Source organism: Cellulomonas alba (genome assembly GCF_030362835.1).
Taxonomy (GTDB): domain Bacteria; phylum Actinomycetota; class Actinomycetes; order Actinomycetales; family Cellulomonadaceae; genus Cellulomonas; species Cellulomonas alba.
In genome coordinates this window covers 1807981-1823110 of the sequence record NZ_JAUCGQ010000001.1, presented here as the reverse complement: position 1 = coordinate 1823110, position 15130 = coordinate 1807981, and the positions used below count along the sequence as shown (strand labels likewise).

The following is a 15130-nucleotide window of genomic DNA, read 5'->3' as shown; positions in this document are numbered from 1 at the left end:
CAGGGGAGGCGACGTCCGCTCAGAGCTCGCCGCGGCGCTGGAGGTAGCGCATCGCGACCCACCCGAGCGGGATCCGCAGCCAGTACGTGAGCACGCGGAACAGCACCGCGATCGATGCGGCGATACCGGCGTTGATGCCGGTCACGGCGGCGAGCGTGCCGCCGAGGGCCAGCTCGACGGTCCCCATGCCGCCCGGGGTCGGGATGATGGCGCCCGCGGTGTTGCCCGTCAGGTAGATGAGGGCGACCTGCACGAGGCTCGCGTGCTGCCCGAGGGCCTCCATGCACGCGGCGAAGGCGCAGACGTAGCCGAGCGTGTTCAGCAGGTTGCCGGTGACGGCGAGCAGCAGGCGCCACGGCTGCCCGAGGACCTCGATGAGCCGCGGCCACACCTGCGCGATGATCGGCATCACGCGCGCCGCGACCCACTGGCGCACCTTCGGCACCAGCAGCAGCGCGGCGACGCACGCCACGACGAGGCCGATGATCAGCAGCACGAGCGGCGAGATGGGCAACGACTCGTGCTGGCCCGACACGAGCGAGAGCACGAGCAGCAGCAGCACGGTGACCACGAACTGCAGCACCTGCACGAGCGCGGCGGTCGCGGCCGAGAGCGACGAGCTGACGCCCCGGCGCTGGAGCATCCGCAGGTGCAGCGCCGCGGGCCCGATGCCGGCGGGGACGGCGAGCGCGACGTAGGTCGCGGCGGTCTGCATGAGCGTCGCGTGCCACGGCGTCACGCGCACCGGCGAGAGCGCGACGACCGCGAGCCCGGCGCCGAACAGCGTCAGGAGACCGAGCGCGAACGCCAGCGCGATCCACCGCCAGTCGCCGGTGGTCAGCGCGTTCGCGATCTGGTCGACGTTGATCGTGGTCAGCACGACGAAGATCGCGACGGTCGTCAGCACGATCGACATCACGGTGCGCGCGCCGAACCGGACCAGCTGCTGCGGCTCGACGTCGGCCTGCGGCAGGCGCGCCACCAGCGCGGTGCGCAGCTCGGCGAGCACCTGCTTGTTCGCCCGCAGCTCCTCGCGCGTCTCGCGCGGCAGGGCGATCGTCTGGAGCAGCGGGCCGACCGCCGCGATGTCGTCGTCGGGCAGCACCGCGACGGCCGACTCGAGCGCGCGCTGCGCCCCGACGCGCAGCGCGAGGAGCGCGACGAGCTGCGTCACGTCCATGCGGCGCGCGAGCTCGGACGACGCGACGTCGCCCTGCTCCCACCCGGTGAGCCAGACGATCGGTCCGTCGTCGGTGCGCTCCGCGAGCACCACGTCGCTCGTCAGTGCGCGGTGCGCGATGCCCGCGTCGTGCGCGAGCTGCAGCTGGCGCCAGATCTCGCGCAGCACCCGGTCGGTGAGCCGGTCGGCGGGGATGTCCGCCAGCGGCACGGCGTGCCCCGGCCGCTCCTGCACGAGCAGCATCGAGTCCTCGGCCTCGGCGACGCTGAGCAGCTTGGGCGTCCGCACGCCCGCGGCGCGCGCCGCGTACGCGAGCAGCGCCGCGCGCTCCGTCGCCTGCCGCAGCGACACGACCGAGCGCCCTTCGATGCCGCGCATGCGCAGCGACCGCCACGCGCGGCTCAGCATGCCGACGACCTGCCGGTCGCCGTCGATCACGACCACGTCGAGCCCTTGGCCGTCGGCCGTCTCGAGCTCGTACACGCGGTGCATGGTCGAGCGGGTCAGGGCGCGCGCCGCCGGGGCGTCGCCGAGCTCGGGCGCCGGGGTGCCGCGCCGCTCGGCGGCCTCGTCGGTGGACTCGTCGGCGACCCTCGTCAGCCGCACGGGCTCGAAGCCGGCCCGGCGCACGCCCGCCACGAGCGCCCCGCCGTACGCCCGCTCGGACTGCACGCCCGACAGGTAGCGAGTGGCGAGGCCGACGAGGCGCCCGATCAGCAGGGAGACGATCAGGCCGGGCAGCGAGACGCGCGCGGTGATGAGGTCGACGCCCGCGGCGACCCAGAGCAGGTTCCAGCCCGCCGCGACGACGCGCCGGCGCCCGCGCGGCCCGACGACCGTCAGCAGGCCCGACACGATCGCGACGTAGAGCGGCAGCGTGGTGACCCAGTCACCGCCGCGGTGCACGGACAGGCCGCGCTGCAGGTCGGTGCCGACGAACTCGTTGACGACCCAGAGCACGAGCTCGTTGAGCGCGACCGCGGCCGCCGTCGCGGCGAGCGCCTCGAGCACCTGCCGGCCGAGCCGCCGGACCGCGAGGTTGCCGAAGACCAGGATGATGTTCGTCAGCAGCACGAGCGCCGCGAGCACCTGCGCCGGCACGAAGAGGATGCGCTGCAGCACGGCGGAGAAGCCGTGCACGTCCTCCGCGACCCCCGTCGTCGTGTTGGGCGCGAACGTCGCGACGCCCATCACGAGCACCAGGCCGACCACCGACAGCACGACGCCCAGCAGGTCGCTCGGGTGGTGCACGCGCAGCGCCGGGACGTCGTCGACCGTGATGCCCTCGTCGGCGTCCTGCGGCGGCGTGCCGGTCAGGCGTGGCAGCGCGGGTGGCGCGCCCGTGCTCCGCGACCCGGCGTGGACCACGCCGACCGCGCCTGCCGACTCGGCGATGAGGTCGCGCGCCCGGTGGGGGGTGAGCGCCTCGTCGGACGTGGGGGCGCCCGCGGACGCGCCGTCGGCGGCCGCGCGACCGGCGGGCGTCGCGGACATAGGGGCGAGTCTAGGCAGCGGCCCCGCGGCGACGCTGGCAGTCGGCGGTGGGATCGCCCGGGGCGTCCGTCACAGGCACCCGCCGACGGCTGCGCACGGCCGTGGGCGATTCATCCGGTGCGTGACGGTGCCGGTCGCTACGGTGCGAACGTCGGGTACGCCGTCCACCGCGGTCTCGGGTCCGCGCGTCGTCCCGCCGGGAGGTCCGATGGCCGACGAAGTCGCCGAGCTCTCCGCCGGGCTGCGCCGCGTGTGGTGGCTGCCCGTGCTGCGTGGGGCGATCCTCGTGATCCTGGGCGCGCTGATGCTCGCGCACCCGATCAACACCGTGCACGCGCTCGCCTGGGTCTGGGGCGTGTTCACCGTGATCGACGGTCTCGTCTCGCTCGTCCACTGGTGGATCAACCGGAAGGTCGACGGGTCGATGTGGTGGCTCGCCACCGGCCTGGCGGAGATCGTCATCGGTGTCGTCGTCATGGCGTGGCCCGAGGCGACCGTGAGCGTCGTCTTCTACCTGATCACCATCTGGATCCTGGTGCTCGGCATCCTCGGGATCATCGGATCGGTGACGCTCTACCGGGTGCGCGACATCAGCTGGTACTGGGTGCTGACGTTCGGGCTCGTGTCGTTCCTGTTCGGGCTCCTGCTGCTGCTGAACAAGCAGACGTCCCTCACCGTGATCATCGTGATCCTCGGCCTGTTCGCGTTCGTCGCCGGCGTCGTGCTGATCATCAGCGGGTTTGCCACGCGGAGCCTCGCGCAGCAGATCCAGCCCGCGCAGCGCGAATGACGCCCCCGGGCGGGTGCGCCGGTCCCGGCGCGCCCGTCACGAGAGGTGGAGGGCCTCCCGGATGTGCGCCGGGATCAGCGCGTAGCCGATGAACACGACCATGTCCATGATCGAGTGCGCGACGACGAGGGGCATGACGCGCCTCTTGCGGCGGTAGTACTCCGCGAAGACGAGGCCCATCACGGCGTTGCCGAGGAACGCCCCGAAGCCCTGGTACAGGTGGTACGAGCCGCGCAGCAGGGCGCTCGTGACGACGACCGCGGGCGCGCTCCAGCGCAGCTCGCGCAGCCGTTCCATCAGGTAGCCGACGACGACGACCTCCTCGAGCAGCGCGTTCTGCACGGCCGCGAGGATCAGCACGGGCACGGTCCACCACGCGGCGTTGAGCGCGGACGCCTGCACCTGGACCGAGATGCCGATCGCCCGCGCGAGCGCGTAGAGGCCGAGCCCGGGGATGCCGATCAGCGCCGCGAGACCCACGCCGATGCCGAGGTCGCGCCACGGCCGCGTGACGTCGAGGCCGATGCGCCGGAACGCCGAGCGGCCGTTCGCCGACAGCAGGTAGAGCGCGAGCGCGACGGGCACCAGCGCGAACCCGATGCCCAGCAGCTGGTAGGTGAGGTCGAGGTAGGGCCGCGGCGAGACGCTCGGGTTGAGGGTCGCCGTCTGGGAGGCGAGCGGCTTGCCGGCGGTCAGCTTGGCGACGAGCGCGACGACCGCGTAGACCGCCGACTGGCCGAGCGACAGGCCGAGCACGATCCAGATCTCGACCGTGAGGCGGCGGCGGGTCGCGCGCTCGCTCGGCGGCGGCGCCGACGCGGACCGTGTCGCGGTGCCGCTCCCGTCGCTCGGGCCTGCGGCGGCGTCCGGCATCGCGGTGGCGAGCCCGTCGCCGGGTCCGGTGTCGGGCGCGTCCGGCTGCGCCGCGGGGCTCGTCATGGCCGGAGCCTAGGCCGGGTCGCTGGACGTCACCTGGGCGTGCGGTGGACGGAGGCAGGGCGCCGCCGGTGGCGTGGTGCTGGTGTCGTCCACACCCGACGGGGCAGCGCAGCTTCGGGGACGGCACGTGCCTTTCGACCGACCTCTTGCCACCTGAGGCTGTACAAAGTAGTTTGTGACGCAAAGCAGAGCACTCCGAGGGGACACGACATGAACGAGCAGGAGACGGACCGCGAGAGGGACGACCTGGCGCCCGACCCGGCGGCGGCGCTCGCGATCATCGAGCGGCAGCGGCGGCAGGCGGCGCTCGCACGGCCGTCGAACGCGGTGCTGTTCACCGTGTGGGGGCTCGCCTGGCTCGTCGGCTACGGCGGCATGTGGCTGTCCGGTCGGCACGGCGAGGTGTCGCCCGCGTCGGCCATCGTGTTCGGCGCGTGCGTCCTGGCGGGACTCGTCGCCACGTTCTGGCACGTGCGGCGGCGGCTGCACGGCGTCGCGGGGAGCGGTCCGCGCACGGGCGCGCTCTTCGCCGGGGCCTGGGTCGTGGGCTACGCCGCGCAGGGCATGACGATCGGCGGGCTCGCGAACGCCGGCGCGTCGGACGACGTGGTCCAGCTCGTCGCGAACGCGACCGGCGCGCTCGTCGTCGGGCTGCTGTTCCTGGCCGGCGGCATGATGTGGCGCTCGCCCGGCATGTACGGGCTCGGTGCGTGGATGTGCCTGGTCGCGGGCGCCGCGGCGCTCGTCGGGCTGCCCGGCTCGTACCTGGTGATGGCGCTCGCGGGCGGCGGCGGCATGCTCGTCGCCGGCGCGCTCGAGGCCCTGCTGCAGCCGGGGGCACGCCGTGGCTGACGAGCTCGACCCCGTGATCCACGCCCAGGCGCGGCTGCGCGTCGTGGCGACGCTCGCACCCTTCGCGCCCGGCGACAGCATCTCGTTCCCGCGGCTGCAGAAGCTGCTCGACATGACGGCGGGCAACCTGTCGACCCACCTGCGCAAGCTCGAGGAGGCCGACTACGTCGCGGTGACGAAGACCCACGAGGGCCGCGTGCCCGCGACGTACGTCGCCCTGACGCCGACGGGCCGCCGCGCGTTCGAGGCGTACACCGAACAGCTCCGCGCGCTGCTGGGCTGACGCACGAGCCGGTCGACCCGGTCGCAGGTGTCGACCAGGTCGACCGGCTCGTCGGCGCCGGCGTCAGGAGAAGCGGCGCAGGCGCAGGCTGTTCGTCACGACGAGCACCGACGAGAACGCCATCGCAGCACCCGCGATCATCGGGTTGAGCAGCCCCAGCGCGGCCAGCGGGAGCGCCGCCACGTTGTACGCGAACGCCCAGAACAGGTTCTGCTTGATGACGCGCAGCGTCGCCCGCGAGAGCCGCACCGCCTGCGCGGCCGAGCGCAGGTCGCCGCGCACGAGCGTGAGGTCGGCGGCCTCGATGGCGACGTCGGTGCCCGTGCCCATCGCGAGGCCGAGGTCGGCCGCCGCGAGCGCCGCGGCGTCGTTGACGCCGTCGCCGACCATCGCGACCCGCCGGCCCTCGCCCTGCAGGCGCCGGACGGTCGCCACCTTGTCCTCCGGCCGGACGCGCGCCACGACGTCGTCGATGAAGACCTCGCGCGCCGTCGCGCGTGCCGCGCCCTCGTTGTCGCCCGTCAGGAGCACGGGCCGCAGCCCGAGCGCCCGCAGCTCGTCGACCGCGTCGCGCGACGACGGCTTGACCGGGTCGCGCAGCACGAGGACACCGCGCGCGCGGCCGTCCCAGGCGGCGACCACGGCGGTCGCGCCGTCCGCCTCCGCCGCGCGCACGTCGTCCGCGACCGCGCCGGTCGCGACACCCTGCGCGCCCAGCCAGCCGACCGTGCCGACCAGCACGCGCCGCGCGAGACCCAGGCCGGAGTGCGCCGTGCGGACGACGCCCTCGACGCCGGAGCCGGCCTCGGCGCGGAAGTCGAGAACCTGGTCGGAGCCGATGACGACGCCGTCGGCTCCGCGAGCCGTCTCGCCGCCGTCGCCGGCCCCGATGCCGAGTCCGGGTGTCGAACCCGGCCCCGGCGCGCCGCCGTCTGATCCGGCCGCGGCCGCGATGGCCCGTCCGATCGGGTGCTCGGCGTGCGCCTCGACGGCCGCCGCGTAGCGCAGCACCTCGTCACCACGCTCGCCGTCCGCCGGCAGCACGTCGACCAGCGCCATGCGGCCCTGCGTCACGGTGCCCGTCTTGTCGAGCACCACGGTGTCGACCGTGCGCGTCTGCTCGAGCACCTCGGGCCCCTTGATGAGCACGCCGAGCTGTGCGCCCCGCCCCGTCCCGACGAGCAGCGCCGTCGGCGTCGCGAGCCCGAGCGCGCAGGGGCACGCGATGATCAGCACAGCGACCGCCGCGGTGAACGCCTGCTGCGCGCCGGCGCCGGTCGCGAGCCACACCGCCAAGGTGCCGAGCGCGAGCACGAGCACGACGGGCACGAACACCGCGGAGATGCGGTCGGCGAGCCGCTGGACGGGCGCCTTGCCCGTCTGCGCCTGCGCGACGAGCCGGCCGATCTGGGCGAGCCGCGTCTCGTCGCCGACCCGCGTCGCGCGCACCACGAGCGCCCCCGACGTGTTGATCGTCGCGCCGGTCACCTCGTCGCCGGGGCCGACGTCGACGGGCACGGGCTCCCCGGTCAGCAGCGACTCGTCGAGCGCGCTCGTGCCGCGGACGACGACCCCGTCGGTGGCGACCTTCTCGCCGGGCCGGACGACGAACTCGTCGCCGACCGCGAGCTCCGTCACCGGGATGCGCCGCTCGACGCCGCCGCGCAGCACCGCGACGTCCTTCGCGCCGAGGTCCAGCAACGCGCGCAGTGCGTCGCCCGCGCGCCGGCGTGAGCGGTGCTCGAGGTACCGCCCGGCGAGCAGGAACGTGGTGACGACCGCCGCGACCTCGAAGTACAGCTCGGGTGCCGTGCCCTCGTGCGCGGCGCGCGGCCACAGGCTCGGCGTCATCGTCATGCCGAGCTCTCCGGCGCCGCCCAGCAGCAGCGCCCACAGCGACCACCCGGTCGCCGCGACGATGCCGATCGAGACGAGCGTGTCCATCGTCGACGCGCCGTGTCGCGCCGCGCGCGCCGCCGCTCGGTGGAACGGCCACGCCGCCCACGCCGCGACCGGCAGCGCGAGCGCCGCGACGACCCACTGCCAGCCGCGGAGCTGCAGGGCAGGGATCATGGAGACGGCGACCACCGGGACCGTCAGCACGGCGGCGACCCGGAGCCGCCGGCGCAGGTCCGCGCCGCGCGCGTCGGTCGGGGCCGACGTGTCCTCGTCGGGGTCCATGTCGTGCCCCGGGGCCATCGAGTGCCCGGAGAGCGCGTGCTCCATCGGGTCCATGCCCGCCATGCCCGTCGTGCCCGTCGTGCCGGCCATGCCCGTCGTGCCGGCCATGTGCGCCTTGCTGTCGTGGCCCGTCGTCGCGCCGGTGGTCCGAGGCGTGCGGCGCGTCAGGACGTGGGCGTCGTAGCCCGCGGCGCGGACGGCGGCGACGAGTGTCGCGTCGTCGGCCGGGGCGCCGTCCGCGGCGGGCCGCAGCTCGACGTGCGCCTGCTCGAGCGCGAGGTTCACGCTCGCCGTCGCGCCCGGCACGCGGTTCAGCCGCTTCTCGACGCGCGCGACGCACGACGCGCAGGTCATGCCCTCGACCGCGAGGTCGATCAGGGCGACCGGCGCGTCCGCGGGTCCGCCCGCCGAGACGTGCGCGTCCTGCGCAGGGCTCTGGCCGGGGTCGTTCGTCATGCTCGTGCCTTCCCTTCCGCGGGCGCGACGGCCCGCCGCCGTGCCGGCCGCTGCGAGCGTGTGCTCAGAGCAGCGAGCGGCGCGGCGTCAGCGCGTAGCCCGCCTCGTCGACCGCCGCGGCGATCGCGTCGTCGGCGACCGGCTCGTCGGACGTCACCGTCACCTGGGACGACCCGCCGACGACGAGGTCGATCGCGACGTCGGTGACGCCGGGGATCGCGGTCAGCTCCGTCGTCACGTGGTGCACGCAGTGGCCGCAGGTCATGCCGTCGACGCCGAACGTGGTGGTGCTCATGGGTTGCTCCTCGGAGTGTGGGTGTCAGCTGCGGACGAGGCGGGCGATCGCGTCGGACGCCTCCCGGACCTTGGCGGCGCCGGCCTCGGGCGACTGGCGCGCGGCGTCGACCACGCAGTGGCCGAGGTGGTCCTCGACGAGGCCGATGCTCACGGCCTGCAGCGCCTTGGTGACGGCCGCGATCTGCGTCAGCACGTCGATGCAGTAGGTGTCCTCGTCGACCATGCGCGCGATCCCGCGCACCTGGCCCTCGATGCGGCGCAGCCGCTTGAGGTAGTCGTCCTTCGCGTCCGTGTAGCCGTGCACAGGTTCCTCCTCGGTTCGTCCGCGCAACACCATACCCCTAGGGGGTATTCCTGACGACCGGTGCTGCGAGAATCGGCGCATGCGGGTCTCGGCGAAGGCGGACTATGCGGTGCGCGCGTGCGCCGAGCTGGCGGCGTCGCCGCACGGCGACCCGGTCGCGGCGGAGGTGCTGGCCGACGGCCAGGGCATCCCGGTGAGCTTCCTCGAGCGCATCCTCGGCGACCTGCGCCGCGCCGGCATCGTCACCAGCGTGCGCGGTCGGTCGGGCGGCTACCGCCTCGCGCGCGGCGCCGACGCGGTGACGCTCGCCGACGTCATCCGCGCGGTCGACGGCCCGCTGGTGACCGTGCGTGACGAGCGGCCGCCGTCCCTGGCGTACGAGGGGTCGGCCGCGGCGCTGCTCGAGGTGTGGGTCGCGCTGCGCTCGAGCGTCCGGCAGGTGCTCGACGAGGTGACGCTCGCGTCGCTCGTCAGCGGGAAGCTGCCCGCCGGGGTGCACGCGCTGGCCGAGGCCGAAGGGGCCTGGGAGAACCCGTAGCCGGCGCGGCCGGGTCGACCGGCCGCCGCCCACTCTACGACGCGGCGACCCCGCGCGGCCGCTGTGCCGCCGACCCCCGCGCGACGACGACCCCGGCCACCGCGACTGGGGCCCGGCGGTGGTACGAGCTCCGGGCGGGCGACGCCCCGGCGCGCTGCCGAGACCGCGCCGACGGTGGGCGCCCACGTGGCGGACGCGCATCTCGCCATGTGGGCGGGGGATTGAGATGCACCAAGACGGTCGGGATTATCGATCAATTGCGTTCCCGATCTGAGGCGGTCCCCCCGTGCCCTCGCTCGTCCTGCTCGCCGTCGTGGGCCTGCTCGCGCAGCTGGTCGACGGCAGCCTCGGCATGGCGTACGGCGTGACGTCCTCGACCCTGCTCCTCGCGATCGGCACCAACCCGGCAGCGGCGTCCGCCACGGTCCACCTCTCGGAGATCGGCACGACGCTCGCGTCGGGCGTCTCGCACTGGCGGTTCGGCAACGTCGACTGGAAGGTCGTGCTGCGCGTCGGCGTCCCCGGCGCGATCGGCTCGTTCCTCGGCGCCACGGTGCTCTCCCGGCTGTCCACCGACGCTGCCGCTCCCGTGATGTCCGCGATCCTGCTGGCGCTCGGCACCTACCTGCTCGTGCGGTTCACGCTGTTCGGGCTGCGCAAGGACCGCGTCGGCCTGCCGCTCCGCAAGCGGTTCCTCGGCCCGCTCGGCCTGTTCGCGGGCTTCGTGGACGCGACCGGTGGCGGCGGCTGGGGACCTGTCGGGACGCCCGCCCTGCTGGCGTCCGGACGGATGGAGCCGCGCAAGGTCATCGGCTCGATCGACACCTCCGAGTTCCTCGTCTCGATCGCCGCGAGTGCCGGCTTCTTCCTGTCGCTCGGCTCCGCCGGCATCGACTGGAAGTGGGTCGCGGCGCTGCTCGTCGGCGGCGTCGTCGCGGCCCCCATCGCCGCGTGGCTCGTGCGCGTGATCCCGCCGCGCATCCTCGGCTCCGCCGTCGGCGGCCTCATCGTGGTGACGAACGTGCGGTCGCTGCTGCACCACACCGCGCTCGGCGGCACGCCCGCGCAGGCGGTCGTCCTGGCGCTCGTCGCGGCGGTGTGGGCGGCGGCGATCGTGTGGTCGGTCCGCGCCTGGCGCCGCGAGGAGGCGGCCGAGACGGCGGAGCTCGAGGCGATCGCCTCAGCCGACGAGCCCGTCGCGAACGCCGCCATCACGGCCTGAACGCCCAGGCGGCGACGCACCCCACCGGGCCCCGAGGTCCCTGCCCGTTCTCGAGCCACGCCGCACTTCGCCCGCCGACGTCGAACAACGCCGCCGACGCGTGACTTCACAGTCACCTCGTCGCGGCGTTGTTCGTTGCCGGACACGTGAGCGCGCCGAGGCGCACCCCGACGCGCGGATCCCGGCGCGAGGGGTGCGGCAGGGTGTCTAGGCCGCCGGCGCGGTGGCCTTCGCGGCAGCGCGCGCCGCCGCCGGAAGGGCCTCCTCGATGCGCGACAGCGCGGCGTCGTCGTGCGCGGCCGAGACGAACCAGGCCTCGAACGGCGACGGCGGCGCGTACACCCCGGCGTCGAGCAGCGCGTGGAAGAACGGCCGGTACCGCCACGACTCGGTGGCGAGCACGGACGCGTAGTCGCGGGCCCCCTCGGAGGCGGCGGCGTCGCCGAACATCGTGCTGAACAGGCTGCCGGCCCACTGGACGGCGTGCGGGACGCCCTCGGCGGCGAGCGACTCGGACAGCGCACCGCGCAGGCGCGCGGCGGCGGCGTCGATCGTGGCGTAGACGTCGAGGCCTGCGAGCCGCAGCGTCGCGAGCCCGGCGGCCGTCGCCACGGGGTTCCCGGACAGCGTGCCCGCCTGGTAGACGGGACCGACGGGCGCGAGCTGGCGCATCACGTCACGCCGACCACCGACGGCCGCGACCGGCAGGCCACCACCGATCACCTTGCCGAACGTCAGCAGGTCGGGCGCCCAGCCCTCGGCGAGCCCCTCGAGCCCCCACCAGCCGGAGTACCCGACGCGGAAGCCGGTCAGTACCTCGTCCTGGATCAGCAGCGCGCCGTGCTCGGACGTGATGCGGCGCAGCTCGGCGTTGAAGCCGGGCAGCGGCGGGACGACGCCCATGTTGGCGGGCGACGCCTCGGTGATGACGGCGGCGATGCGACCGGGCTGCGCGGCGAACGCCGCCTCGACGGCGGCGAGATCGTTGTAGGGAAGAACGATCGTCTCGGCGGCGACGGCGCTCGAGACGCCGGCGGAGTCGGGGAGCGCCAGCGTCGCGACGCCCGAGCCGGCCGACGCCAGCAGCGCGTCGACGTGCCCGTGGTAGCAGCCGGCGAACTTGACGACGAGGTCGCGGCCGGTGGCCGCCCGCGCCAGGCGCAGCGCCGTCATGGTCGCCTCGGTGCCGGTCGAGACGAGGCGGACCTGCTCGGCCGGGGGCACGCGGTGGCGGACCTCCGCGGCGAGCTCGATCTCGGCCTCGGTCGGCGCGCCGAAGCTCAGTCCGCGCGCCGCGGCGGCCTGCACGGCGTCGACGACCGCGGGGTGCGCGTGCCCGAGCAGCGCGGGGCCCCACGAGCCGACGAGGTCGACGTACTCGCGCCCGTCGACGTCCGTCACGTACGCGCCCCGCGCCGACGCGAGGAACCGCGGCGTGCCGCCGACGGAGCCGTACGCCCGCACGGGTGAGTTCACCCCACCGGGTGTCACGTGGCGCGCACGGTCGAAGGCTGCGTCGCTCGCGGACGTGGCCGAGCCCTCCGGCTCCGCGTCATCGGTCCACGACGCCGTCGTCACGCCCGCCTCGCTCGTCATCGGATCTCCTCCGCCAGCCAGCCGGCCAGCTCCAGCGCAAAGTACGTCAGCACATGATCGGCACCGGCGCGACGGATGCTGAGCACGGACTCGACCACTGCCCTCTTTCGGTCGATCCAGCCCTGCGCGGCGGCGGCCTCGATCATGGCGTACTCGCCGGAGACCTGGTAGGCCGAGACCGGCACGGGAGACGACGCGGCGACGTCCGCGAGCACGTCCAGGTAGGCGAGCGCGGGCTTGACCATGACGACGTCGGCGCCCTCCCCGACGTCGAGGAGCACCTCGCGCGCCGCCTCACGACGGTTGGCCGGATCCATCTGGTAGGTGCGGCGGTCGCCCTCGAGCGCGGACTCGACGGCGTCGCGGAACGGCCCGTAGAACGCCGACGCGTACTTGGCGGCGTAGGCGAGGACGAGGGTGTCGTGGTGCCCGGCCGCGTCGAGCGCGTCGCGGACCACGCCGGTCTGGCCGTCCATCATCCCGGAGAGCCCGACGAGGTGGGCGCCCGCCTCGGCCTGCGCGAGAGCCATGTCGGCGTACCGGACGAGCGTCGCGTCGTTGTCGACCCGCCCGCGCGCGTCGAGCACGCCGCAGTGGCCGTGGTCGGTGAACTCGTCGAGGCACAGGTCGGCCTGCACGACGAGCGCGTCGCCCGCCTCCGCGACCGCGTCGGCGATGGCGAGGTTGAGGATGCCGTCGGGGTCGGTCGCCGCGGAGCCGACCGCGTCGCGGTGCTCGGGGACCGCGAACAGCATGACGCCGCCCAGGCCGGCGCCCGCGGCCTCGGCGACCGCCTTGCGGAGCGAGTCGCGCGTGTGCTGGACGACGCCCGGCATCGACGGGATGGGCCGCGGCTCGGCCAGCCCCTCGCGGACGAAGACCGGGAGCACGAGCTCGGCCGGGTGGACGCGCGTCTCGGCGAGCAGCCGACGGACCGCGGGGCTCTGCCGCAGGCGACGCGGGCGGATGCGTCCGGGACGGCCGGTGGGGGGCGTGGTCACGGCGTCTCCTCGGTGACGGGGGGCGGGGTCGGAATGGCATGGGCGGCGGCGCCGACGAGCGCGTCGACCAGGCCGGCCATGGTCTGCTCGGTCGCGACGGCAGCGAGCGGCAGCCCGAGCCGCTCGGCCTCGCGGGCGGTGCTCGGGCCGATCGCGACGAGCAGCGTGCCGGGCGGCGGGGCGCCGAGCGCGTCGACGAGCGCTCGGACGGTGCTCGCGGACGTCAGGAGCGCTGCGCGCACCGTCCCGTCGGACCAGGCGGTGCGGACGTCGTCGGGCGGCGCCGCGGCGGGCACCGTCCGGTAGGCGACCACGTCGTCGACGTCCCACCCGCGCGCCCGCAGGCCGTCGGCGAGCGTCGCCGCAGCGAGGTCGCCGCGAGGGAAAAGCACGTGCGTCGGACGCTCCGGCTCGGGTGCGGGCCACGCGTCCAGCAGGGCCGCGGCGCTCGAGGCGCCGGCGGGGACGAGGTCCACGGCCACGCCCGCGGCACGGAGCGCGCGCTCGGTGCCCGGACCGACGGCGGCGACGTGCACACGGCCGTCGGCCACGAGCTCCGCCAGCGGCTGTCCGACCTCGGCGGCGCGGTCGACGAGCACCGGCACGGCCGCGGCGCTCGTCACGACGAGCCAGCCGTACCAGCCGGAGCCGAGCGCGAGCAGCAGGTCGTCGAGCTCGGTCGGGTCGTCGGGCGGCACCGTCTCGATCAGGGGCACGACGAGCGGCTCGGCGCCCACCGCGGCGAGCGCGGCGACGGCCGGGCTCGAGGCACCGGACGGCCGCGGCACGAGCACGGGCCAGCCTGCGATCGGGCTGGCCGCGGGGTCGATCTCGCCGCGCGCGACGCGATCCGCCCACGCCGTCAGGGCGGGCTGGCTCAGCGGCGTGCGCGGCACCCTCATCGGCTCGCCGCCAGGTCGGCGAGCTCCGCCGCGCCGGCCGCGAGCAGCTCGTCCGCGACCTCCGCTCCGAGCGCGCGGGCGGCCGCCTCGTCGGATGCGCGGGCCGCGTCGTCGTCAGCGCGGCCGTCCTCGTCTGCGACGGGTGTGAGCGCGGCGGTCGCCTCGCGGCGCAGGCTCGCCGCGCCGTCGGGCCGGACCACGACCGCCTCGAGCCGCAGCACGCCGTCGTCGCCGAGGGCGGCCGCCGCGCCGACGGGAGCGGCGCACCCCGCCTCGAGCCGTGCGAGCAGCGCGCGCTCCGCGAGGACCGCGAGCCGCGTGGGCCGGTGGTCGAGCGCGCGCAGGGCCCGCGCGAGCTCGCCGGCGGGATCCACGTCCGAGCGCACCTCGACGGCCAGCGCGCCCTGCCCGGGTGCGGGCGCGAGCACGTCGGCGTCGAAGACCTCCGTGACGGCTTCGAGCCGGCCGAGTCGCGCGAGCCCCGCGCGCGCGAGCACCACGGCGTCGAGGTCGCCCGGCCCGGCTGTCGAGCCCGCGACGCGGCCCAGGCGGGTGTCGACGTTGCCGCGGATGTCGACCACGTCGAGGTCCGGCCGCGCGGCGCGCAGCTGCGCGGCGCGGCGCGGCGCGCCCGTGCCGACGCGCGCACCCGCGGGCAATCCGGCGAGCGTGAGGCCGTCGCGCGCGCACAGCGCGTCCCGCGGGTCCTCGCGCGGCGGCACCGCCGCGATCGTCAGGCCGGGCGCGTCGGCCGTCGGCAGGTCCTTGAGCGAGTGGACGGCCACGTCGCAGCGCCCCTCGAGCAGCGCGTCGCGCAGCGCGGTGACGAAGACGCCGGTGCCGCCGAGCGACGCGAGCGAGCCCGTCAGGCGGTCGCCGTCGGTGCGGACGCGCACGGTCTCGACGGTCAGGTCGGCGAGCGACGCGAGGTCGTCGGCGACGTGGCCGGTCTGCGTGAGCGCGAGCGCGCTGGCGCGCGTGCCGATCCGGACGAGCTGGGGCATGGCACCCAGTCTCCCTCCGCCGCCGGGCAGGTGTCGAAATCGGCGGGTGGACTGTGAGGAATGTGACCCCCGACACTGTTCTGACGAGCCG

Annotated in this window: 14 protein-coding genes; 5 read left to right on the top strand and 9 right to left on the bottom strand. The window is 75.3% G+C overall.

The window, feature by feature from the left end:
* Positions 1 to 19: 19 nt before the first annotated feature.
* Positions 20 to 2674 carry a lysylphosphatidylglycerol synthase transmembrane domain-containing protein gene (locus QRT04_RS08365; RefSeq protein ID WP_289454760.1) on the bottom strand — a complete coding sequence of 885 codons (2655 nt, stop codon included), beginning with the start codon at positions 2672 to 2674 and terminating at the stop codon, positions 20 to 22.
* A gap of 208 nt (positions 2675 to 2882) precedes the next feature.
* Here QRT04_RS08365 and QRT04_RS08360 point away from each other — a divergent pair, with 208 nt between their 5' ends.
* Positions 2883 to 3464, top strand: coding sequence for an HdeD family acid-resistance protein (locus QRT04_RS08360; RefSeq protein ID WP_289454759.1), 582 nt, complete (start codon positions 2883 to 2885; stop codon positions 3462 to 3464).
* Positions 3465 to 3500: 36 nt separating this feature from the next.
* Here the strand turns inward: QRT04_RS08360 and QRT04_RS08355 are convergent, their stop codons facing one another.
* Entirely contained in the window at positions 3501 to 4337 is an 837-nt protein-coding gene (locus tag QRT04_RS08355) for a CPBP family intramembrane glutamic endopeptidase (RefSeq protein ID WP_289455739.1), read from the bottom strand.
* A 276-nt stretch (positions 4338 to 4613) separates the two neighbouring features.
* On the opposite strand from QRT04_RS08355, the gene QRT04_RS08350 reads away from it, so the two are divergent.
* Positions 4614 to 5255 carry a hypothetical protein gene (locus QRT04_RS08350; RefSeq protein WP_289454758.1) on the top strand — a complete coding sequence of 214 codons (642 nt, stop codon included), beginning with the start codon at positions 4614 to 4616 and terminating at the stop codon, positions 5253 to 5255.
* Positions 5248 to 5538, top strand: coding sequence for a transcriptional regulator (locus QRT04_RS08345; protein ID WP_289454757.1), 291 nt, complete (start codon positions 5248 to 5250; stop codon positions 5536 to 5538). The genes QRT04_RS08350 and QRT04_RS08345 overlap by 8 nt, the downstream gene beginning before the upstream one ends.
* A 63-nt stretch (positions 5539 to 5601) precedes the next feature.
* Here QRT04_RS08345 and QRT04_RS08340 read toward each other — a convergent pair whose 3' ends face one another.
* From QRT04_RS08340 to QRT04_RS08330, 3 genes are all read right to left on the bottom strand, one after another.
* Positions 5602 to 8175 (bottom strand): heavy metal translocating P-type ATPase, encoded by a 2574-nt coding sequence (locus QRT04_RS08340; RefSeq protein ID WP_289454756.1) that lies wholly within the window; start codon positions 8173 to 8175, stop codon positions 5602 to 5604.
* Between the two features lie 64 nt (positions 8176 to 8239).
* Complete coding sequence (locus QRT04_RS08335; protein WP_289454755.1) at positions 8240 to 8470, bottom strand: heavy-metal-associated domain-containing protein; 231 nt, start codon at positions 8468 to 8470, stop codon at positions 8240 to 8242.
* Between the two features lie 24 nt (positions 8471 to 8494).
* Entirely contained in the window at positions 8495 to 8809 is a 315-nt protein-coding gene (locus tag QRT04_RS08330) for a metal-sensitive transcriptional regulator (RefSeq protein ID WP_407653572.1), read from the bottom strand.
* Between the two features lie 46 nt (positions 8810 to 8855).
* On the opposite strand from QRT04_RS08330, the gene QRT04_RS08325 reads away from it, so the two are divergent.
* Together QRT04_RS08325 and QRT04_RS08320 are read left to right on the top strand one after the other, a co-directional pair.
* Positions 8856 to 9314 (top strand): RrF2 family transcriptional regulator, encoded by a 459-nt coding sequence (locus QRT04_RS08325; RefSeq protein WP_289454753.1) that lies wholly within the window; start codon positions 8856 to 8858, stop codon positions 9312 to 9314.
* A gap of 286 nt (positions 9315 to 9600) precedes the next feature.
* Positions 9601 to 10536, top strand: coding sequence for a sulfite exporter TauE/SafE family protein (locus QRT04_RS08320; RefSeq protein WP_289454752.1), 936 nt, complete (start codon positions 9601 to 9603; stop codon positions 10534 to 10536).
* A 207-nt stretch (positions 10537 to 10743) separates the two neighbouring features.
* On the opposite strand, the gene hemL is transcribed toward QRT04_RS08320, so the two are convergent.
* From hemL to hemC, 4 genes are read right to left on the bottom strand one after another with little or no spacing between them, the layout of a single operon-like run.
* Complete coding sequence (hemL, locus tag QRT04_RS08315) at positions 10744 to 12132, bottom strand: glutamate-1-semialdehyde 2,1-aminomutase (RefSeq protein ID WP_289454751.1); 1389 nt, start codon at positions 12130 to 12132, stop codon at positions 10744 to 10746.
* Positions 12129 to 13133, bottom strand: coding sequence for a porphobilinogen synthase (gene hemB, locus QRT04_RS08310; RefSeq protein ID WP_289454750.1), 1005 nt, complete (start codon positions 13131 to 13133; stop codon positions 12129 to 12131). The genes hemL and hemB overlap by 4 nt, the downstream gene beginning before the upstream one ends.
* Complete coding sequence (locus tag QRT04_RS08305; RefSeq protein ID WP_289454749.1) at positions 13130 to 14035, bottom strand: uroporphyrinogen-III synthase; 906 nt, start codon at positions 14033 to 14035, stop codon at positions 13130 to 13132. The genes hemB and QRT04_RS08305 overlap by 4 nt, the downstream gene beginning before the upstream one ends.
* Positions 14032 to 15039, bottom strand: coding sequence for a hydroxymethylbilane synthase (hemC, locus tag QRT04_RS08300; RefSeq protein WP_289454748.1), 1008 nt, complete (start codon positions 15037 to 15039; stop codon positions 14032 to 14034). The genes QRT04_RS08305 and hemC overlap by 4 nt, the downstream gene beginning before the upstream one ends.
* Positions 15040 to 15130: the final 91 nt, after the last annotated feature.